General features: G+C 69.8%; 18 protein-coding genes. 14 read left to right on the forward strand and 4 right to left on the reverse strand.

The genetic code is table 11. The features are described 5' to 3' along the window. The first annotated feature begins 77 nt into the window (after window positions 1–77). The gene (locus tag ABZ354_RS09015; protein WP_358654537.1) at window positions 78–1,658 is read left to right on the forward strand and encodes an ABC transporter substrate-binding protein; all 1,581 of its coding nucleotides are present in this window, start codon (window positions 78–80) and stop codon (window positions 1,656–1,658) included. Between the two features lie 237 nt (window positions 1,659–1,895). Here ABZ354_RS09015 and ABZ354_RS09020 read toward each other — a convergent pair whose 3' ends face one another. After that, window positions 1,896–2,567 (reverse strand): response regulator transcription factor, encoded by a 672-nt coding sequence (locus tag ABZ354_RS09020; RefSeq protein WP_358654539.1) that lies wholly within the window; start codon window positions 2,565–2,567, stop codon window positions 1,896–1,898. Window positions 2,568–2,581: 14 nt separating this feature from the next. Next, window positions 2,582–3,553 (reverse strand): RecB family exonuclease, encoded by a 972-nt coding sequence (locus ABZ354_RS09025; RefSeq protein ID WP_358654541.1) that lies wholly within the window; start codon window positions 3,551–3,553, stop codon window positions 2,582–2,584. A gap of 175 nt (window positions 3,554–3,728) precedes the next feature. Here ABZ354_RS09025 and ABZ354_RS09030 point away from each other — a divergent pair, with 175 nt between their 5' ends. The 3 genes from ABZ354_RS09030 (at window position 3,729) to ABZ354_RS09040 (ending at window position 7,145) form a co-directional block, all read left to right on the forward strand. Next, window positions 3,729–5,363 (forward strand): site-2 protease family protein, encoded by a 1,635-nt coding sequence (locus ABZ354_RS09030; RefSeq protein WP_358654543.1) that lies wholly within the window; start codon window positions 3,729–3,731, stop codon window positions 5,361–5,363. A gap of 47 nt (window positions 5,364–5,410) precedes the next feature. Continuing rightward, a complete protein-coding gene (locus tag ABZ354_RS09035) occupies window positions 5,411–6,313 on the forward strand; it encodes a tRNA (adenine-N1)-methyltransferase (RefSeq protein WP_358654545.1) in 903 nt (300 codons plus the stop codon). A 253-nt stretch (window positions 6,314–6,566) separates the two neighbouring features. After that, window positions 6,567–7,145, forward strand: coding sequence for a hypothetical protein (locus tag ABZ354_RS09040; protein ID WP_358654547.1), 579 nt, complete (start codon window positions 6,567–6,569; stop codon window positions 7,143–7,145). A 61-nt stretch (window positions 7,146–7,206) separates the two neighbouring features. On the opposite strand, the gene ABZ354_RS09045 is transcribed toward ABZ354_RS09040, so the two are convergent. Then, complete coding sequence (locus ABZ354_RS09045) at window positions 7,207–7,512, reverse strand: ferredoxin (protein WP_358654549.1); 306 nt, start codon at window positions 7,510–7,512, stop codon at window positions 7,207–7,209. A 244-nt stretch (window positions 7,513–7,756) separates the two neighbouring features. On the opposite strand from ABZ354_RS09045, the gene arc reads away from it, so the two are divergent. From arc to prcA, 5 genes are all read left to right on the forward strand, one after another. Continuing rightward, complete coding sequence (gene arc, locus ABZ354_RS09050) at window positions 7,757–9,523, forward strand: proteasome ATPase (protein ID WP_358654551.1); 1,767 nt, start codon at window positions 7,757–7,759, stop codon at window positions 9,521–9,523. Between the two features lie 245 nt (window positions 9,524–9,768). Continuing rightward, window positions 9,769–11,280 (forward strand): depupylase/deamidase Dop, encoded by a 1,512-nt coding sequence (dop, locus tag ABZ354_RS09055; RefSeq protein WP_358654553.1) that lies wholly within the window; start codon window positions 9,769–9,771, stop codon window positions 11,278–11,280. A gap of 155 nt (window positions 11,281–11,435) precedes the next feature. Continuing rightward, window positions 11,436–11,654 (forward strand): ubiquitin-like protein Pup, encoded by a 219-nt coding sequence (locus ABZ354_RS09060; protein ID WP_016325855.1) that lies wholly within the window; start codon window positions 11,436–11,438, stop codon window positions 11,652–11,654. A gap of 247 nt (window positions 11,655–11,901) precedes the next feature. Continuing rightward, a complete protein-coding gene (prcB, locus tag ABZ354_RS09065; protein WP_358654557.1) occupies window positions 11,902–12,747 on the forward strand; it encodes a proteasome subunit beta in 846 nt (281 codons plus the stop codon). A 66-nt stretch (window positions 12,748–12,813) separates the two neighbouring features. Then, complete coding sequence (gene prcA / locus ABZ354_RS09070) at window positions 12,814–13,572, forward strand: proteasome subunit alpha (RefSeq protein WP_358654559.1); 759 nt, start codon at window positions 12,814–12,816, stop codon at window positions 13,570–13,572. Window positions 13,573–13,651: 79 nt separating this feature from the next. Here prcA and ABZ354_RS09075 read toward each other — a convergent pair whose 3' ends face one another. Continuing rightward, window positions 13,652–14,668, reverse strand: a complete 1,017-nt coding sequence (locus ABZ354_RS09075; protein WP_358654561.1) for a LacI family DNA-binding transcriptional regulator — start codon at window positions 14,666–14,668, stop codon at window positions 13,652–13,654. Between the two features lie 119 nt (window positions 14,669–14,787). Here ABZ354_RS09075 and ABZ354_RS09080 point away from each other — a divergent pair, with 119 nt between their 5' ends. The 5 genes from ABZ354_RS09080 (at window position 14,788) to ABZ354_RS09100 (ending at window position 20,204) form a co-directional block, all read left to right on the forward strand. Further along, window positions 14,788–16,047, forward strand: a complete 1,260-nt coding sequence (locus ABZ354_RS09080; protein ID WP_358654563.1) for an MFS transporter — start codon at window positions 14,788–14,790, stop codon at window positions 16,045–16,047. Window positions 16,048–16,056: 9 nt separating this feature from the next. Then, window positions 16,057–17,418, forward strand: a complete 1,362-nt coding sequence (pafA, locus tag ABZ354_RS09085; protein WP_358654565.1) for a Pup--protein ligase — start codon at window positions 16,057–16,059, stop codon at window positions 17,416–17,418. Window positions 17,419–17,680: 262 nt separating this feature from the next. Next, window positions 17,681–18,661, forward strand: coding sequence for an FKBP-type peptidyl-prolyl cis-trans isomerase (locus ABZ354_RS09090; protein WP_358654567.1), 981 nt, complete (start codon window positions 17,681–17,683; stop codon window positions 18,659–18,661). A 55-nt stretch (window positions 18,662–18,716) separates the two neighbouring features. After that, complete coding sequence (locus ABZ354_RS09095) at window positions 18,717–19,088, forward strand: FKBP-type peptidyl-prolyl cis-trans isomerase (protein ID WP_358654569.1); 372 nt, start codon at window positions 18,717–18,719, stop codon at window positions 19,086–19,088. A 138-nt stretch (window positions 19,089–19,226) separates the two neighbouring features. Further along, window positions 19,227–20,204: a WYL domain-containing protein gene (locus ABZ354_RS09100; protein WP_358654571.1), complete on the forward strand. Its 978-nt coding sequence runs from the start codon at window positions 19,227–19,229 to the stop codon at window positions 20,202–20,204. Window positions 20,205–20,207 lie beyond the last annotated feature (3 nt).

Genomic DNA, 20,207 nt, shown 5'->3' on the forward strand with positions numbered 1-20,207 from the left:
CCGCCGACCGCGGCCCGTGACACCGGGGCACGTGACCGCGGCCCCGGGACGACGACACGACGACAAGGCACCTGCACGTGAAGATACGCAACCAGTGGCCGATACTGCCCCTCGTGGTGGGTCTGGCGTCCGGCCTGTTGACGGGATGCGGAACGGAGGGCGGCGGGTCCGGGGGCAGCGGCTCCGACGTGGTGCTCGGGATGTCCGACGACATCCTCGCCACGGACCCCGCCTCGGGATACGACCCCGGCTCCTGGCTGTTGTTCAACAACGTCTTCCAGTCGCTGCTCAGCTTCCCCAACGGAGGTACCGAACCGCAGCCCGAGGCCGCCAAGGAGTGCCACTTCACCGGCACGCAGACCAAGGTCTACCGGTGCACGCTGAAGGACGGCCTGAAGTTCAGCAACGGCGAGCCGCTCACGTCGAAGGACGTCAAGTTCTCCTTCGACCGCATGCTGGGGATCAACGACGACGCGGGCCCCGCGATCATGTTCCCCATGCTCGACAAGGTCGAGACACCCGACGAGAAGACGGTCGTCTTCCGGCTGAACACACCGGACGCCACCTTCCCCAGCAAGATCGCCTCCGGCGCCGGCTCCATCGTCAACCACCAGCAGTACGACGGCAAAGAGCTGCGCGGAGACGGCCTGGCCGTCGGCTCCGGCCCGTACAAGCTGGACACGATCAACGACAACCAGGCCGTCTTCTCCAGCAACGACCACTACAAGGGCACCGCCGAGATCCACAACGGCGGCGTCACCCTCAAGTTCTTCCACGGCGACCAGGCCGCGTTGAAGAAGGCCGTCAAGGACGGCACGGTCGACATCGCCTACCGCGGCCTCACCGCCGATGACGTCGCCGACATCGAAGAGGACGGCACGGCGTCGGGTATCGACGTCGTCGAGGGCAGCAGCGCCGAGGTCCAGCACCTGGTCTTCAACATGAACGACCCGGTGGCCGGGAAGCTCGGCGTGCGCAGAGCCGTCGCCCACCTGATCGACCGCGAGGCGCTCATCAGGGACGTCCACCAGGGCACCGCCATCCCGCTGTACTCGCTCATCCCGGCCGGTATCGCGGGACACAACACGGCCTTCTTCGACACCTACGGTCCCCGCCCCTCCACCGCCAAGGCACGGGCCGCGCTGCGGGACGAGGGCATCACCGGCAAGGTGAAGCTGACCCTGTGGTCGACCCCGTCCCGCTACGGCCCCGCGACCGACGACGAGTTGCAGGCCATCGCCGGGCAGCTCAACGCCAGCGGACTGTTCGACGCCCGGATGAAGTCCGTGCCCTTCGAGCAGTACGAGAAGGACATCGCCGCCGGCAAGTACGGCGTGTACGTGAAGGGCTGGGTGCCCGACTACCCGGACGCCGACAACTTCACCGCCCCGTTCTTCGGCAAGGGCAACGTCCTCGACAACAACTACGCGAACCGCACCATCACCGGCACGCTGATTGCGAGCACCGCCGCCGAGAGCAACCGCTCCGCGACCGACAAGGACTACGACCGCCTCCAGGACATCGTCGCCGAGGACGTGCCCCTGCTCCCCGTCTGGCAGGGCAAGCAGTACGCCGTCGTCCGCGACGGCGTCTACGGCCTGGAGTACTGCCTCGACGCCTCGACGGTGTTCCGCTTCTGGGAGCTCAGCAAGAACTGAGAAGTCCGAACAGGGCCGAGGCCGCGACGCTGCTGCCGCGCAATCACACGGTCCCGCAATCACACGGTCCCGCCATCACACGGTCCCGCAGTCGCGCAGTCGCGCAGTCGCGCAGTCGCGCGGTCGTGCGAGAGGGCGCCCTCCCCGCCGGATCCCGGCGCGGAGGGCGCCCTCTCACATGCACGACACGGCACGCACTATCCGTCCACGCGGCGCGGCCGGAACGTGCGGGCCGGCCTACTGGGCGCCGGGGCGCACCAGCCCGCTCTCGTACGCGTACACCGCGGCCTGCACGCGGTCCCGCAGCCCCAGCTTGGTCAGGACGTGCCCCACGTGCGTCTTGACGGTGGTCTCGCTGACGAACAGGTCGGCCGCGATCTCCGCGTTGGACAGCCCGCGCGCCACCAGCTTCAGCACCTCCACCTCGCGGTCCGTCAGCGTGTGCAGCGTGTCCGGGACCGGCTCCTCGCCGGACGGCAGGTGCGTCGCGTACTTGTCGAGCAGCCGCCGCGTGATGCTCGGCGCGAGCATCGCCTCCCCGGCGGCCACCACCCGGATCGCCTGCACCAGCTCATCGGCCGGGGCGTCCTTCAGCAGGAAGCCGCTGGCCCCCGCCTTCAGCGCCTCCACCACGTACTCGTCGAGATCGAAGGTCGTCAGCACCAGCACCTTCGCCGGACCGTCCCGTCCCAGGCCGGTGATCTGCCGGGTCGCCTCCACCCCGTCCATCCGCGGCATGCGGATGTCCATCAGCACCACATCGGGCTGCAGCGCCCGCACCTGGTCCAGTGCCTGGAGGCCGTCTCCGGCCTCGCCGACGACCGCGATGTCCTGCTCGGCCTCCAGAATCATCCGGAAGCCGGTACGCAGCAGGGGCTGGTCATCGACCAGTAGGACGCGGATGGCCACGTAAGTCTCCTTCGCTAGTCCGGCCCCATTCTGCCCTGTGGATCACCCTCCGACGCGGGCGCCCTCACCGGCAGCGGATAGGGCGGGGGAGTGCCGCCGAACTCCGGACAGTGCGCCTGGTGGTCGCACCAGCCGCACAGCCTGGTCGGGCGCGGCCGCCACTCACCCGTCTCCGTGGCCTGCCGGATCGCGTCCCACAGCGCCAGCAGCTTGCGCTCGACCCGCTCCAGATCGGCGAGCACCGGGTCGTACGTCAGAACGTCACCGCTGCCGAGGTACACCAGCTGCAGCCGCCGCGGCACGACCTGCTTCAGCCGCCACACCACCAGCGCGTAGAACTTCATCTGGAACAGCGCGCCCTCGGCATACTCCGGCCGGGGCGCCTTGCCCGTCTTGTAGTCGACGATGCGCACCTCGCCGGTGGGCGCCACGTCCACCCGGTCGATGATGCCGCGCAGCCTTAGACCCGACTCCAGCTCGGTCTCCACGAACAGCTCCCGCTCGGCGGGCTCCAGCCGCGCCGGGTCCTCCAGCGTGAACCACCGCTCGACCAGCCGCTCCGCCTCCCCGAGCCAGCGCGCCAGCCGTTCACCCCCGGGGTCGTCCGCGAACAGCTCGACGACCTCCGGGCGGCTCTCCCGCAGCCGGTCCCACTGGCCCGGCACCAGCGACTTCGCGCGGGGCGCCGTACGCTCGGCCGCCGGGGCGTCGAACAGCCGCTCCAGCACCGCGTGCACCAGCGTGCCCCGCGTCGCGGCCTCACTGGGCTTCTCCGGCAGCCGGTCGATCACCCGGAACCGGTACAGCAGCGGGCACTGCATGAAGTCACTCGCACGCGAGGGCGACAGCGAACGCGGCGGTATCGCGGCGGGTCCGGTCGCGCCGGGCTCCACGACTGTCGCCGTCGGCCCGGCCGGATCCGGCGGATCCACCGCCGGGGCAGGGCTGCTGTGGGGCACTGCCGCGCCCTCGGTGCTCGTCTCCATGACGACAGACCTTACGGCCCGGCACCGACAACGCCCCAGCCGCGGCCCGGATGCCCCGGAAGCTGTGGAAAACAACAGGGGGTGCCGGGCGGAACGCGTCGCCACGGCCGCATACCATCGACTTCAGACCGCCCGGCCGGAAGGCCCGGGAGACGCTTCGAACGAGGGGAAACCGGTGGACGAGAGCGGCGGGAGCGGACAGCCGCGGCCCGGCAACGACCGGCCGGCCGAGGAGCACGCGGAGTCCACGGCCCCGGCCACGCGTCCCGAACCGACCGCCCCCGACCCCGCCGACACCCGCCCCCCGGCGGACGACCACGCCACTCGGACCCCGGTCTCCGACCGGCCCGCGGAACCTGCGACGAACGCGGAGAGCCCGCAGGACACGGAGACCTCGGCGGACACGGACAGGAGGGCGAAGGCGGACCCCGAGGACGCGTCCCCCGCAGGGCGTCCCGCCCCCCTCCACTACAACCCCGAGCCCGAGCACACGCCGGACACCGCCGAACGGCACGAGGCGCCTGAACAGGGCTCCGAGGCCGCGAAGACCACACCCCCCGGAAGCTACGGCGCCCCGGCCGGAGCGCCCGAGGGTGACGACCACGACCCGCGACGCCCTCTCGGGCGCTCCGGCCGGGGCCGCCCCGGGAAGCGCCCCGGACCCGGCGGCGGACTCCTCATGGGCCGCCCCTTCGGCGTGCCCGTGTACGTCGCGCCCAGCTGGTTCCTCGTCGCCGCACTGATCACCTGGGTCTTCGGCGGCCAGCTCGACCGGATCCTGCCCGAGCTCGGCGCCGCCCGCTACCTCGTCTCCCTCTTCTTCGCGGTCGCCTTCTACGCGTCCGTACTCGTCCACGAACTCGCCCACACGGTCGCCGCGCTCCGCTTCAAACTCCCGGTCCGCCGCATCCAGCTCCAGTTCTTCGGCGGCGTCTCGGAGATCGAGAAGGAGGCCGAGACCCCCGGCCGCGAGTTCGTCCTCGCCTTCGTCGGACCCCTGCTCTCCCTCGTCCTGGCCGGCGTCTTCTACCTCGCCATGCAACCCGTCGAACCCGGCACCGTCCCCGGTGTCCTGCTCGCCGGCCTGATGATCTCCAACCTCATCGTGGCCGCCTTCAACCTGCTCCCCGGCCTCCCCCTGGACGGCGGCCGCATGCTCCGCGCCGTCGTCTGGAAGATCAGCGGCAGGCCCATGGCCGGCACCGTCGCCGCCGCCTGGGTCGGCCGGGCCCTCGCCGTCGCCGTCCTCATCGGGCTCCCCCTGTTCACCCAGGCCGGCGCGCTCGGCTCCGCCGCCGAGGACAGCGTCGGCATGGACACGGTCATGGACGCCCTGCTCGCCGCGATCCTCGCCGCGATCATCTGGACCGGCGCCGGCAACAGCCTGCGCATGGCGCGCCTGCGCGAACACCTCCCCGAGCTGCGCGCCCGCGCCCTCACCCGCCGCGCCGTCCCCGTCGAGACCGACACCCCCCTCTCCGAAGCGCTGCGCCGGGCCAACGCGGCCGGAGCCCGCGCCCTCGTCGTCGTCGACAACGACGGCGACCCCCTCTCCCTGGTCCGCGAGGCCGCCATCGTCGGCGTACCCGAACACCGCCGCCCCTGGGTCGCCGTCAGCGGACTCGCCCAGGACCTCACCGACGGCATGCGCGTCTCCGCCGAGCTGGCAGGCGAACAGCTCCTGGACGCCCTGCGCGCCACACCCGCCACCGAATACCTCGTCGTGGAGGACACCGGTGAGATCTACGGCGTGCTCTCCGCCGCCGACGTCGAGCGTGCCTTCGTGAAGGCCATGGCCCGGCCCAGCTGAACCCGGGCGTGGTCGGCCGCCCTCCGCACTGCCGGTAGGCTGGTCACATGTCCGAACCGACCGGTGCCGCCCGCAGGCGCGGGCCCTTCAAGGTCGGGGACCAGGTTCAGCTGACCGACCCCAAGGGCCGCCACTACACGTTCACGCTCGAGGCCGGGAAGAACTTCCACACCCACAAGGGTTCCTTCCCCCACGACGAACTGATCGGTGCTCCCGAGGGCAGCGTCGTCCGCACCACCGGGAACGTCGCCTACCTCGCGCTGCGCCCCCTGCTCCCCGACTACGTCCTGTCCATGCCCCGCGGGGCAGCCGTCGTCTACCCGAAGGACGCGGGGCAGATCCTGGCCTTCGCCGACATCTTCCCCGGCGCCCGCGTCGTCGAGGCCGGTGTGGGTTCCGGCTCCCTGAGCAGCTTCCTGCTGCGTGCCATCGGCGACCAGGGCATGCTGCACAGCTACGAGCGCCGCGACGACTTCGCCGACATCGCCCGGCAGAACGTCGAGCGCTACTTCGGCGGCCCGCACCCCGCCTGGCAGCTCACCGTCGGCGACCTCCAGGACAACCTGTCCGACGCCGACGTCGACCGCGTCATCCTCGACATGCTCGCCCCCTGGGAGTGTCTGGAGGCCGTCTCCAAGGCGCTCGTGCCCGGCGGCATCCTCTGCTGCTACGTCGCCACCACCACCCAGCTCGCCCGGACCGTCGAGTCGATCCGCGAGATCGGGTGCTTCAACGAGCCCACCTCCTGGGAATCGATGATCCGCAACTGGCACGTCGAGGGCCTGGCCGTCCGCCCGGACCACCGCATGATCGGCCACACCGGTTTCCTCCTCACCGCCCGGCGCCTCGCCGACGGCGTCGAACCGCCCATGCGCCGCCGCCGCCCCGCCAAGGGCGCCTACGGCGAGGACTACACCGGTCCCAACGCCGACGGGGGCTCCGGCCGCTAGGCCGTCACCACGAGGGCCGGGTCGACAATCCGTATCCGCACAACGACGCAGCGCCGTGGCCGAGTTCCCGAAGACCTCCGGAACTCGGCCACGGCGCCGTTTCGTTGGCCCGGCAGCCGATACGGCACACCGGAGGAACGCCCCGGGCAGGTTTGCGCCGGCCCAGCGCGTACCCCACCGTTCCCACGCGATGTGACGTGTGGCACCATGCAGGCCACCCCCACCGGCACAGCCCTCACAGGAGACACTCCTAGTGCAGCAATCCGCCGTCCCGGAGCTCGCCCACACCCACACCAGCCCCATGCACTGGCTCGCCACCGCCACGGCCGTCGCGGGCGTGGTGGCGCTGTCCTCCGTGCTGCAGCCCGGACCCGCGACCGCCGCCCAGGCCGCCACCACGGAGTCGAAGAACGCCCCGGCGAACGCCCCCGCGCCCGACCCGGCGGGCATCGCGTTCCCGCTCGACTGCGGAACGGTCAAGGTGAAAGTGGCACACAAGTCATCCGGCGACCTCGATGGCGACGGCAGACCGGAGACGATAGCCGCCGTCCACTGCGACGCCCCCATGGGCACACCGCCCGACGGCCTCTACGTCCTCACCCGTGGCACCACCACCGCCGAACCACGCGTCGTGGCCACCCTCGTCGACCCCAAGGACCGCCGGACAGTGACCGGCCTCACCGTGCGCGACAGCGCCGTGCAGGCCACACTCCTCGGCTACTCGTCCCTCGACGTGCCCAGTTGCTGCCCCGACCTGAAGGACGCGGTGAAGTGGCAGTGGAAGAACGGCACGTTCGTCCGCTCCACGCCCGCGGGAAGTCACACCGTCTGACCCATGCGTCCCGGCCGTTGTGTGAAGAACTGGACAGGTGTGACGGCACGTGCCGCATGGGTCACGCCGCGTCCGGCCCGAAGATCTCGACCTTGTCCGAAACTCGACGCACATGGATGCAGTCGCCGGGACAGTCCTTCGCCGACTCCACGACGTCCGTGAGGAGTGGCAGCGGCACCGGCGTTGTCGCGCCCTTGGCCTGCAACAGCTCGTCGTCGGAGCTCTTCACGTAGGCCAGACCGTCAATGTCCAGCTCGAACACCTCGGGCGCGTACTGCGCGCAGATGCCGTCGCCGGTACAGAGATCCTGATCGATCCAGACCTCCAGCTCCTCGCCGTCGACTCCGGCCTCCTGCTGCACGCTCATCTCTCCTGCCGTTTCAGCGCCGAATGGGACGGGAATCCGGCCAGTCCCGAAGGGTGTTGACCGTCCCGACCCTACCCCCGGCTGCTTTCTCTTCGCGTTCGGTGGGTATCCCCCCTCCGTGAGGGAGAGCGCAAGGGTGAAGATCGGACACACCCCGACAGTCTTTGTGATCTAGGGGTTTCAATCGACACCCGCCCAGGTAGGGTCTGGAAGCGTCCAGCTCCCCTTGGAGGAGGTGAGGACCGTGGCAGCCCACGACGACGACACGAACCGCGGCATCCGCTCGGGACGCGGGTCCGACGACCCGGCCGGGCAGATCGCCTACCTTGAGCAGGAGATCGCCGTCCTGCGACGCAAGCTCGCCGACTCTCCGCGGCACACGAGAATTCTCGAAGAGCGGATCGTCGAGCTGCAGACAAATCTGGCAGGCGTGTCCGCTCAGAACGAGCGGCTCGCCGGCACTCTCCGCGAGGCCCGCGACCAGATCGTGGCCCTCAAGGAGGAAGTCGACCGGCTCGCGCAGCCACCGGCCGGCTTCGGTGTCTTCCTGCAGTCGAACGAGGACGGCACCGCCGACATTTTCACAGGCGGCCGCAAGCTCCGGGTGAACGTCAGCCCGAGCGTCGAGCTCGAGGAGCTCAGGCGCGGCCAGGAAGTCATGCTCAACGAAGCGCTCAACGTGGTCGACGCCATGGAGTACGAGCGCGTGGGTGACATCGTCACCCTCAAGGAGATCCTCGAGGACGGCGAGCGCGCCCTGGTGCTCGGCCACACCGACGAGGAGCGGGTGGTGCGGCTCGCCGAGCCGCTGCTGGACGTCACCATCCGCCCCGGCGACGCCCTCCTCATGGAACCCCGCTCGGGCTACGTCTACGAGGTCGTGCCCAAGAGCGAGGTCGAGGAACTCGTCCTCGAAGAAGTCCCCGACATCGGTTACGAGCAGATCGGCGGCCTTGGCGGGCAGATCGAGGCCATCCGTGACGCCGTCGAGCTTCCGTACCTGTACCCGGACCTGTTCAAGGAGCACGAACTGCGCCCGCCGAAGGGCGTCCTCCTCTACGGCCCGCCCGGCTGTGGAAAGACCCTGATCGCCAAGGCGGTGGCCAACTCGCTGGCCAAGAAGGTCGCCGAGGTGACCGGCAAGGCGGCCGGCAAGAGTTTCTTCCTCAACATCAAGGGCCCGGAGCTGCTGAACAAGTACGTCGGTGAGACCGAGCGGCAGATCCGCCTGGTCTTCCAGCGGGCCCGGGAAAAGGCCAGCGAGGGCACCCCCGTCATCGTCTTCTTCGACGAGATGGAGTCCCTCTTCCGCACCCGGGGCTCCGGCGTAAGCTCGGACGTGGAGAACACCATCGTCCCGCAGCTGCTCGCCGAGATCGACGGTGTCGAGGGCCTGCAGAACGTGGTCGTAATCGGTGCCTCCAACCGCGAGGACATGATCGACCCGGCCATCCTGCGCCCCGGCCGGCTCGACGTGAAGATCAAGATCGAGCGTCCGGACGCCGAAGCGGCCAAGGACATCTTCCAGAAGTACCTCACCGAGCGCCTCCCCCTCCACGCGGAGGACCTGCGCGAGCACGGCGGCGCCAAGAGCGCGTGCGTCCAGGCCATGATCCAGACGGCCGTGGAACACATGTACGCCGAATCGGATGAAAACCGCTTCCTGGAGGTCACCTACGCCAATGGCGACAAGGAAGTTCTCTACTTCAAGGACTTCAATTCCGGCGCCATGATCGAGAACATCGTGGGCCGCGCCAAGAAAATGGCAATCAAGGACTTCCTCGAGCACGAACAGAAGGGCCTGCGGGTCTCCCACCTGCTCCAGGCCTGTGTGGACGAGTTCAAGGAAAACGAGGACCTGCCCAACACCACGAACCCGGACGACTGGGCCCGCATCTCCGGAAAGAAGGGCGAGCGGATCGTGTATATCCGCACCCTCATCACCGGAAAGCAGGGCGCGGACACCGGGCGCTCCATCGACACGGTGGCGAACACCGGGCAGTACCTGTAAAAACAGGGTGGCTGCGGGTGCCCTCACCGGGGTACCCGCAGCCGACTGTTTTTCCGGCCACCGCCGCAAACGAGAGCGCGCAAGGCAATGACGCAAATGATCTCCCCACCAGCGCAAAGGCGTTCTAGGCTCTTCCATACCGCCATGTCGCGCAGTGCGGGGACGGGCACCGCACACGTAACCGAGCGCCGGCGGTACTTGAGCGGCGTCCACGACCGAGGCCGCCGCCGGGCAAGGAGGGCCGCATGACCGTACGGCGAGTAATGGGCATCGAGACGGAATACGGAATTTCCGTCCCCGGCCACCCGAACGCCAATGCCATGCTCACCTCGTCCCAGATCGTCAACGCCTACGCGGCGGCGATGCACCGGGCCCGGCGGGCCCGCTGGGACTTCGAGGAGGAGAATCCGCTGCGCGACGCGCGGGGCTTCGACCTCGCCCGCGAGGCCGCAGACTCCAGCCAGCTCACCGACGAGGACATCGGCCTGGCCAACGTGATCCTCACGAACGGCGCCCGGCTCTACGTCGACCACGCCCATCCGGAGTACAGCTCGCCCGAGGTCACCAACCCCCGGGACGCCGTCCTGTGGGACAAGGCCGGCGAGCGCATCATGGCGGAGGCCGCCGAACGGGCCGCCCAGCTGCCCGGCGCCCAGCCGATCCACCTCTACAAGAACAACACCGACAACAAGGGCGCCTCCTACGGCACGCACGAGAACTACCTGATGAAACGGGAGACCCCGTTCTCGGACATCGTGCGCCACCTGACGCCCTTCTTCGTCTCCCGTCAGGTCTTCGCCGGAGCCGGCCGCGTCGGCATCGGCCAGGACGGGCACGAGCACGGCTTCCAGCTCAGCCAGCGCGCGGACTACTTCGAGGTCGAGGTCGGCCTCGAGACCACACTCAAACGGCCGATCATCAACACCCGCGACGAGCCGCACGCGGACGCGGAGAAATACCGCCGGCTCCACGTGATCATCGGCGACGCCAACCTGTCGGAGATCTCGACCTACCTCAAGCTGGGCACCACGGCCCTCGTGCTGTCCATGATCGAGGACGGCTTCATCGCGGTCGATCTCGCCGTCGACCAGCCCGTACGCACGCTCCACCAGGTCTCGCACGACCCGGGCCTCAAGCGGCTCGTCACCCTCCGCAGCGGCCGGACACTCACCGCGGTCCAGCTCCAGATGGAGTACTACGAACTGGCGCGGAAGTACGTCGAGGAACGTTACGGCGCCGACGCGGACGACCAGACCAAGGACGTCCTGGGCCGCTGGGAGGACACGCTCAACCGGCTCGAGAACGACCCGATGAGCCTGGCGGGCGAGCTGGACTGGGTCGCCAAGCGGGAGCTCATGGAAGGCTACCGCCGCCGCGACGACCTCGACTGGGACGCCGCCCGGCTGCACCTGGTCGACCTCCAGTACGCCGACGTACGGTCCGACAAGGGCCTGTACAACCGGCTCGCGGCCCGCGGACGCATCAAGCGCCTGCTGGACGAGAGCGACGTGGAGCGGGCCCGTACGGCGCCGCCGGAGGACACCCGCGCGTACTTCCGCGGACGCTGCCTCGAGCAGTACGCGGACGACGTCGCGGCGGCCTCCTGGGACTCCGTGATCTTCGATCTTCCGGGCCGGGACTCGCTGCAGCGGGTTCCAACCCTGGAACCGCTTCGCGGAACGCGTAATCACGTCAAGGCGCTCCTGGACCGCTGCCGTACGGCGGAAGACCTGGTCAGGGTCCTGTCGGGCACCTGATAGAAAGCCCGGGCGCACCTTCCGGCACAGGGTGGAAAACCCCGTCCCAGGGAATCAAGGAGGTGAGCCTCGTACGTTGGAAGAACTGCGGGGCCGATGTCGGACCCTGCTTGTAGGGTCTGATCAAGAACGTCGAACCGAGCGGGGTGAGGGTTATGGCGACCAAGGACACCGGCGGCGGACAGCAGAAGGCGACGCGCTCCACCGAGGAGGTCGAGGAGCAGGCGCAGGACGCGCAGGCTTCGGAGGACCTCAAGGAGCGCCAGGAGAAGCTGAGCGACGACGTGGACTCGGTGCTGGACGAGATCGACGACGTGCTCGAAGAGAACGCAGAGGATTTCGTGAGGTCCTTCGTGCAGAAGGGCGGCCAGTAGGCCCCGTCGGCCTGACGAGCGGGCGTGAGTGCTGCGTGCGGTGCGGTCGAGGCCGTGCCGTGCGCAGCGTGCGTTCGGGACCCGGAGCGGGGCGTGTTGCTTTGGTTCCGCCGGGCATGTGGATCACCGCCGTCGGGCGGGTAGGGTCCGAGGCATACCAGGCCCCGGGCGGGACACCGCGCCGGGAAGTTTTCCAGGATCGGCCCGACGTCACAGGGCGGGCTGCCGCATACGTGGAAGGAAACGCGTGGAAGCCAACACTCGTAGCACCGGGCGTCTACCAGCTGCCTTCCTGACGCCGGGATCTTCGTCGTTCGTGGACTTCCTCTCCGAGCACCAGCCCGAAATGCTCCCGGGCAACAGGAAGTTGCCGCCCGTCCAGGGCGCGATCGAGGCGCCGCACGGCACCACGATCGTGGCCGTCACGTTCCCCGGCGGCGTCGTGCTCGCCGGTGACCGGCGGGCCACCATGGGCAACGTCATCGCGCAGCGGGACATCGAGAAGGTCTTCCCGGCGGACGAGTACTCGGCGGTGGGCATCGCCGGTACGGCTGGTCTGGCCGTGGAGATGGTGAAGCTGTTCCAGCTGGAGCTGGAGCACTTCGAGAAGGTCGAGGGCGCGCAGCTGTCGCTGGAGGGCAAGGCGAACCGGCTGTCGACCATGATCCGTTCCAACCTCGGCATGGCCATGCAGGGCCTGGCCGTGGTGCCGCTGTTCGCGGGGTACGACGTGGACCGCGGCAAGGGCCGCGTTTTCTCCTACGACGTCACAGGCGGTCGTTCCGAGGAGCACGGGTACGCGGCCACGGGCTCCGGTTCGATCTTCGCGCGGGGCGCCATGAAGAAGCTCTACCGGGACGACCTGGACGAGTCGGAGGCCACGACGCTCGTGGTGCAGGCTCTCTACGACGCGGCAGACGACGACTCGGCGACCGGTGGTCCCGATGTCGCCCGCCGGATCTACCCGATCGTCACCGTGATCACCGACGACGGCTTCCGCCGGCTCACCGAGGACGAGTCCTCGGAGATCGCCCGCTCGATCCTGCAGCGGCGTCTCGAGCAGCCCGACGGTCCGCGTGCGGCGCTGCTCTGAGCGCCCGCGCGAGAAGCTTCTTGATCAGGTGATCCAGTGACTTCCACAGAAAGGGACGGATAACCGGTGTCGACGCCGTTCTATGTCTCACCCCAGCAGGCCATGGCCGACCGGGCGGAGTACGCCCGCAAGGGCATCGCCCGTGGCCGCAGCCTGGTTGTGCTGCAGTACGCCGACGGCATCGTGTTCGTCGGTGAGAACCCGTCCCGTGCGCTGCACAAGTTCAGCGAGATCTACGACCGGATCGGTTTCGCGGCCGCCGGCAAGTACAACGAGTACGAGAACCTCCGGATCGGCGGTGTGCGCTACGCCGACCTGCGCGGTTACACCTATGACCGGGGCGACGTCACCGCCCGCGGTCTGGCCAACGTGTACGCGCAGACGCTGGGCACGATCTTCTCCAGCGTCGGCGAGAAGCCGTACGAGGTGGAGCTGGTCGTCGCCGAGGTGGGCGAGACGCCCGAGGCCGACCAGATCTACCGGCTGCCGCACGACGGGTCGATCGTCGACGAGCACGGCTCGGTGGCGGTGGGCGGCAACGCGGAGCAGATCAGCACCTATCTGGACCAGCGTCATCAGGACGGCATGACCCTGGCCGAAGCGCTGCGGCTGGCCGTACAGGCGCTGTCGCGGGACACCAACGGCAGTGAGCGGGAGATTCCCGCAGAGCGGCTCGAGGTGGCGGTGCTGGACCGTACGAGGCCGCAGAAGCGGAAGTTCCGGCGGATCACGGCCTCGCGGCTGTCGCGGCTGCTCGCGGAGGGCAACGGCGGGCCGGTCGCGGAGTCCTCGGACGCGGGCGACGCGGACGACTCGGAGGATTAGCGGCACCGGCACCACCTCGCGTCACCCTGCGCCCCGGCCTTTTCAGGACCGGGGCGCGTGGCGTGTTCCGTACCGTGTGTCAGCGGTGGGCGGGCGGGGCTGTGGAGCCGCGTACGACCAGTTCGACGGGGATGTCACCCGCTTCGGGTGTGCGGCCCTCCAGGACCGCCATCAGGGCGCGCATGCCCCGCTCGCCGAACAGTTCCGCGTCCAGGCGGACCGTCGTCAGTTCCGGGTCGATGGCGGTGGCCAGGGCGAGGTCGTCCAGGCCGGTGACGGAGATGTCGGCGGGGACGGCGAGTCCCAGGCGGCGGATCGCCTTGTAGGCACCGGCCGCGAGCTTGTCGTCGTCGCAGACGACCGCCGTGGGGCGGGGGCCCGGGGCGGTCAGGGCGGCCTCGGTGGCGTGCTGCGCTTCGTCGATGGCGATGGGGGCGCGGGCCGTGCGGATCTCGGCGCCGCTCACCCGGCCGAGCCGTGCGGCGATTTCCCGGGCGCGCACCTCGAAGGTCCAGGAGGGCACGTCCGCCGCCAGGTGCAGGAATCTGCGGTGTCCCAGGGCGAGCAGGTGCTCGGCGACCTGGCGCACGCCGTCCGCGATGTCGAGGTTGACCGTGGCCGCGCCGAGGCTGCCGTCCGGGTCGCTGTCGAGCATCACCAGCGGCAACTGGTCGCCGCGGATCGCGGTGAGGGCGTCCGCGGCCATGGAGGAGGCGATGACGCCGTCCAGGGCCGCCTGGGAGGACGCGAAGGGGTCGCGGGCCGGGCCGATGCCCTCGGGGGAGGGGTAGAGCACGACGCCGAAGCCGTGCTCGGCGGCCACCCGCGCGGCGCCGGTGTAGACGCCGGCGAAGAACTCGGTGGTGAGCACGGGGACGACCAGCAGGACGGTGCGGGTGTGTCCGAGGCGCAGGTTGCGGGCCGCGAGGTTGGGACGGTAGCCGAGGTCGCGTGCGGCGTCGCGTACGCGCTGAGCGGTGGCCGCGGAGACACGACCACGCCACTTGTCGCCCAGGACGAGGGATACCGTCGCCTGGGAGACACCGGCGGCCTGGGCGACGTCCCGGCTCGTGGGGCGTGTACTGCCTCGTGCCACCGTCGGCCCGCTCCTTCGTCTGGACTCGTGAACTGGGCACATGGTACGTATGACCGAAGAAGTTATACGTAAAACTCGGGTCGGTGGCCGAAAACGTCACGGGCGGACGGAGGGCGGACATGACCACGGGATATCTGGAGATCCTCCGGGCGCGACACGCCACCCGGCTGCTGGTCGGCACCCTCGTGGGCCGGCTGCCCAACGCGACGGCGGCCATCGCGATCGTGCTGTTCGTCCGGGCGGAGGGCGGCACGTACAGCCTCGCGGGCGTCCTCGCGGCCGTGTACGGCGTCGCCAACGCCGTGGGGCAGCCGCTGCTCGGGCGGCTCGTGGATCTGTTCGGGCAGCCGCGCGTGCAGCTGCCCGCCGCGGTCGCCTCGGCACTGGCCATGTCCGCGTTCGCCGTCGCCGGGACCGGTCCGGCCTACGTGGCCTGGTTCGCCGTGGCCGCCGCCGGGCTCCTCACGCCGCCCCTGGAGGGCGGGCTGCGGGCGCTGTGGCCCAGCGTGCTGCCCGAGGAGGACCAGGTGCACACGGCGTACGCGATGGACGCCGTGGCGCAGGAGGTGATGTTCACCGTGGGGCCGCTGCTGGTGACCGTGTGCACCGCCCTGTGGTCCGCGCAGGCCGGGCTGCTCGTCCTGAACGCCGTCGGGGTGCTCGGCGCGCTCTCCGTGGTGGTCTCGCAGCCGTCCCGCGCGTGGCGGTCCGCGCCGCGCGAGGCGCACTGGCTGGGCGCGCTGCGCTCGGCCGGGCTGGTGGCGCTGCTCGCGGCGTTCCTGTTCGTCGGCGTGGCGCTGGGGTCCATCACGGTGGCCGCCGTGTCGTACGCGGACGACCACGGCGGCGACACCGTGTACGGCTGGCTGATGGCGGCGATCGGTCTGGGCGCGCTCGTCGGGGGTGCCGTGTACGGGGCCCGGCAGTGGGCGGGTGAGCCCGCGCGGCGCCTGCGGGTCCTGGTGGCGCTCCTGGCGGTGTGTTACCTGCCGCTGACGCTGTTGCCGGGCCCGGTCGCCATGACTCTGCTGACCGTGCTCGCCGGTGTCTTCCTCGCTCCGGCCATCGCGTGCGCGTTCGTGCTGGTGGACCGGCACGCTCCGCGCGGCACGGTCACGGAGGCGTTCTCCTGGCTCGTGACGACGTTCACCGTGGGCGCCTCCGTCGGAACGGGCCTGACGGGACCGGTCGTAGAGGCGGGCGGAGCCCGGTGGGGCTTTGCCGTACCGGCCGTCGCCGGGGGTGTGTCGCTGGTGGTTCTGACGCTTACCGGACGGGTACTCGCAGCTCCCGCGCGAGGTGCGGTTGTTGCCGCCGGTTCGGAAAATGATCCGAACCGTGCCGTCGAACCCCGTTTCAGCTCAGGGGATCGGGCGTAATGTTCAGTCATGGACCGCCGCATTTTCGGGCTGGAGAACGAGTACGGCGTCACGTGCACGTTCAGGGGACAGCGCCGCCTGTCGCCTGACGAGGTGGCGCGGTACCTCTTCCGCCGTGTCGTGTCATGGGGCCGCAGCAGCAATGTGTTTCTGCGCAACGGCGCCCGGCTCTATCTCGATGTGGGTTCGCATCCGGAATACGCCACACCCGAATGTGACAACGTGACCGAACTGGTCACCCACGACAAGGCCGGCGAGCGCATTCTCGAAGGACTCCTGGTGGACGCGGAACGACGCCTGCACGAGGAGGGAATCGCGGGCGACGTCTACCTCTTCAAGAACAACACCGACTCGGCGGGCAACTCCTACGGGTGTCACGAGAATTACCTCGTGGCCCGGCACGGGGAGTTCTCCCGGCTCGCCGACATCCTCATTCCGTTCCTGGTGACCAGACAGCTTCTGTGCGGTGCCGGCAAGGTGCTGCAGACCCCGCGCGGGGCCGTGTACTGCGTCAGCCAGCGGGCCGAGCACATCTGGGAGGGCGTCTCCTCGGCGACGACCCGCTCCCGGCCGATCATCAACACGCGCGACGAGCCGCACGCGGACGCCGAGCGCTACCGGCGCCTGCACGTCATCGTGGGCGACTCGAACATGTCCGAGACGACCATGCTCCTCAAGGTGGGCGCCACCGACCTGGTGCTCCGCATGATCGAGGCGGGCACCGTGATGCGGGACCTGACCCTGGAGAACCCGATCCGGGCGATCCGCGAGGTCAGCCACGACATCACCGGCCGCCGCAAGGTCCGCCTGGCCAGCGGCCGCGAGGCCTCCGCCCTGGAGGTGCAGCGGGAGTACTACGAGAAGGCCGTGGACTTCTGCGAGCGGCGCGGCATCCGCACTGGCACCACCGAGCAGGTCCTGGAGCTGTGGGGCCGCACGCTGGACGCGATCGAGTCCGAGGACCTCGACCGCATCGGCACCGAGATCGACTGGGTCATGAAGTACAAGCTCCTGGAGCGGTACCGGGCCAAGCACAACATGACCATGTCGCACCCGCGGGTCGCGCAGATAGACCTCGCGTACCACGACATCCACCGGCGTCGTGGGCTGTACTACCTGCTGGAGAGGAAGGGCCAGGCGGCCCGGATCTGCAACGACCTGAAGATCTTCGAGGGCAAGTCCGTCCCGCCGCAGACGACCCGGGCCCGGCTGCGCGGCGACTTCATCCGGCGGGCCCAGGAGCAGCGCCGTGACTTCACGGTCGACTGGGTGCACCTGAAGCTGAACGATCAGGCGCAGCGCACGGTGTTGTGCAAGGACCCGTTCCGTTCCGTGGACGACCGGGTGGAGAAGCTCATCGCCGGAATGTGAGCAGGCACGGGTGCCGGCGCATGAGCCGGCGTGCGGACCGGTGTGTGAAGGGCCGCGGCCCGTCGGGGACGCCCGGTGCAGGGAGGCGCTGACCGCCTCCTGGCACCGGGCGTTCACGCGTCTGTGGACGTGTCCGGAATGTGCCCCTCAGTGCCCGTGATGTGCCGTACGTGGCGGCGTGTCCCGGGCTGTTCCGTGTGCGGAGCGCTCAGGTCGTAGAGTGGCGGCCATTGCCCGCCACCTCCGAACCCCAGTTGGACTGATGAACTCCACCATGAAACGACGCGTCGCGGCGCTGCTCGCCGTTCCCGCACTGTTGTTCACCGCCGCGTGCGGTTCGGACGACTCCAGCAACGGCGACTCGGCGGCGGGTGTCGCCGAGGTCAAGGGGAAGACCGGGGAGAAGCCCGAGATCTCCGTGCCCAAGGACGGCAAGCCGTCCAAGAAGACGGTGACCAGGACGGTCTCCGAGGGCAGCGGAGCCGCGGTCAGGGCCTCCGACTTCGTCCGGCTGGACTGGACGGTGAAGAAGTGGGGCGGCGACCAGGACCTGGGCGGTACCTGGGCCGCGCCGCAGACCGGCACCAAGACGCCCAAGCAGCAGTCCGTCGAGCAGGTCGGCAAGCAGAGCCAGCAGCTGCCGGCCAAGGTCCTCGACGCGGTGAAGGGCGAGAAGGCGGGCAGCCGCATCCTCGTGCAGGGCACAGCGGGTGACCTGATCGGCCAGAACCTCAACCCGTCCTCCGGCATCACCGCCAAGGACGTGCTGATCTGGGTGGTCGACCCGGTCGGAGCCGCCGCCGTGGACGCCAAGGCCGAGGCCGAGGGCGCGCAGGCGCCCGTCGAGGCGGGTCTGCCCACGGTGAAGGCCCCGTCGCAGAAGGCGGCGGTCATCACCGTCCCCAAGGGCGTCAAGGCTCCCAAGGACCTGAAGCAGCAGGTGCTGATCAAGGGCAAGGGCAAGAAGGTCGAGGCCGGCCAGGGTCTCGTCGCCCAGTACACCGGGGTCAAGTGGGAGGACGGCAAGAAGTTCGACTCCTCCTGGGACCACGGGGGCGCCACCGCCTTCCAGATCGGCACCGGCGCCGTCGTGAAGGGCTGGGACGAGGGCCTCGTCGGCAAGCGCGTGGGCGACCGGGTGCTGCTGGTGATCCCGCCCTCCCTGGGCTACGGCTCAAGCCCCGACAGCGAGCTGGCGAAGAACACGCTGGTCTTCGTGGTCGACATCCTCGGCACCGTCTGACCGGGAAGTCTGTGAGACTGTTCGCGACGCAGGTCACGCAACAAGGAGAGATGAAGTGAGCATCGACAAGCCCGAGATCGACTTCCCGGGCGGCGAGCCCCCGGCCGACCTTGAGATCAAGGACATCTGGGAGGGCGACGGCGAGGTCGCGCAGGCCGGCCAGACCGTCACGGTCCACTACGTGGGCGTGGCCTTCAGCACGGGCGAGGAGTTCGACGCCAGCTGGAACCGTGGCGCCCCGTTCCGCTTCCCGCTGGGTGCCGGCCGCGTCATCAAGGGCTGGGACCAGGGCGTGCAGGGCATGAAGGTCGGCGGTCGCCGCCAGCTGACCGTCCCGGCCCACCTCGCCTACGGCGACCAGAGCCCCACTCCGGCGATCAAGCCGGGGGAGACCCTGATCTTCGTGGTCGACCTGCTCGGGGTGTGACGGTCGTACGTCAGTACGTCAGAACCCGGTGACCTGGGGCCCATGCCTGTCCGTGGCATGGGCCCTCGGCTTTTGCCCGGACAGCGCGGGACGGTACGGTCAACGCTCGTAAGAACCACAGGGAGGCGAAGCGCGTCGATGGCCATTGCCAAGGCCGAGCGGCTGATGAACCTGGCGCTGTGTCTGCTCGGGACGCGACGGCCGCTCAGCAAGCGCGAGCTGCGCGACTCCATCGAGGCGTACGTCGAGGCCTTCGGGCCGGGGAACGGCGCGGCGGGCAGCGACGACTCCTTCAACCGGATGTTCGAGCGCGACAAGGACGATCTGCGCGAACTCGGCCTGGTCATCGAGACCGTGGAGAACATCGAGGGCGAGGTCGGTTACCTGGCCCGCCGCGACAGCAACCGCCTGCCGCCCATCACTCTCGACGCCGAGGAAGCGGCCGCCCTCGGGCTCGCCGCCAAGGTGTGGCAGCAGGCCCGGCTCGCCGGCGCCGCCAGCGGCGCCCTGCAGAAGCTGCGCGCGGCCGGGCTCCCCGAGGACGTCGACCCCTACGGCGCGCACAGCGCGCTGGAACCCCGCATCCCCGTGCACGAGGCCGCCTTCGAACCGCTGATGCTGGCCTGCCGCGACCGCCGTACGGTCGTCTTCGACTACCGCAAGGCCACCGCCGCCCGCCCGGGGCAGCGGCACGTCGAACCGTGGGCGCTGGAATGCTGGCGCGGTCACTGGTACCTGGCGGGCTGGGACCGCGACCGGGAGGCCGAGCGGGTCTTCCGGCTGTCGCGGATCACCGGCAAGGTGCGCTCGCGCGGCGGCCGGTTCACCGTCCCGGTCCCCGACGTCGTCACGGTCCGTGAGACCGTCGCGAGCTGGGCCGGCGAGACGGCGGACCGCTCCGCGCGCATCCGGCTGCGCGGCGACGCCGGCTACCCCCTTCGTGCGAAGGCCACGGCGGTACGGGAACTCGGCGACGGCTGGGACGAGTTGGAGATTCCGTACGGGCACGGGCTGGACGCCTGGCTGGTGGAGTTCGGGCCGGACGTGGTGGTCCTGGAGCCCGCCGAGCTGCGGGCCGACGTGGTGGACCGGCTGCGCGCCGTGGCCAACGGCTGAGGG

The organism is Streptomyces sp. NPDC005925 (assembly GCF_040638805.1).
Lineage (GTDB): Bacteria > Actinomycetota > Actinomycetes > Streptomycetales > Streptomycetaceae > Streptomyces.

Coding starts and splice junctions, on each gene's coding strand:
- dop (WP_358654553.1), top strand. CDS start 9,769: ATGACCGTACGGCGAGTAATGGGCATCGAGACGGAATACGGAATTTCC.
- ABZ354_RS09045 (WP_358654549.1), bottom strand. CDS start 7,512: ATGAGCGTGCAGCAGGAGGCCGGAGTCGACGGCGAGGAGCTGGAGGTC.
- ABZ354_RS09060 (WP_016325855.1), top strand. CDS start 11,436: ATGGCGACCAAGGACACCGGCGGCGGACAGCAGAAGGCGACGCGCTCC.
- ABZ354_RS09090 (WP_358654567.1), top strand. CDS start 17,681: ATGAACTCCACCATGAAACGACGCGTCGCGGCGCTGCTCGCCGTTCCC.
- ABZ354_RS09100 (WP_358654571.1), top strand. CDS start 19,227: ATGGCCATTGCCAAGGCCGAGCGGCTGATGAACCTGGCGCTGTGTCTG.
- pafA (WP_358654565.1), top strand. CDS start 16,057: ATGGACCGCCGCATTTTCGGGCTGGAGAACGAGTACGGCGTCACGTGC.
- ABZ354_RS09025 (WP_358654541.1), bottom strand. CDS start 3,553: ATGGAGACGAGCACCGAGGGCGCGGCAGTGCCCCACAGCAGCCCTGCC.
- ABZ354_RS09035 (WP_358654545.1), top strand. CDS start 5,411: ATGTCCGAACCGACCGGTGCCGCCCGCAGGCGCGGGCCCTTCAAGGTC.
- ABZ354_RS09080 (WP_358654563.1), top strand. CDS start 14,788: ATGACCACGGGATATCTGGAGATCCTCCGGGCGCGACACGCCACCCGG.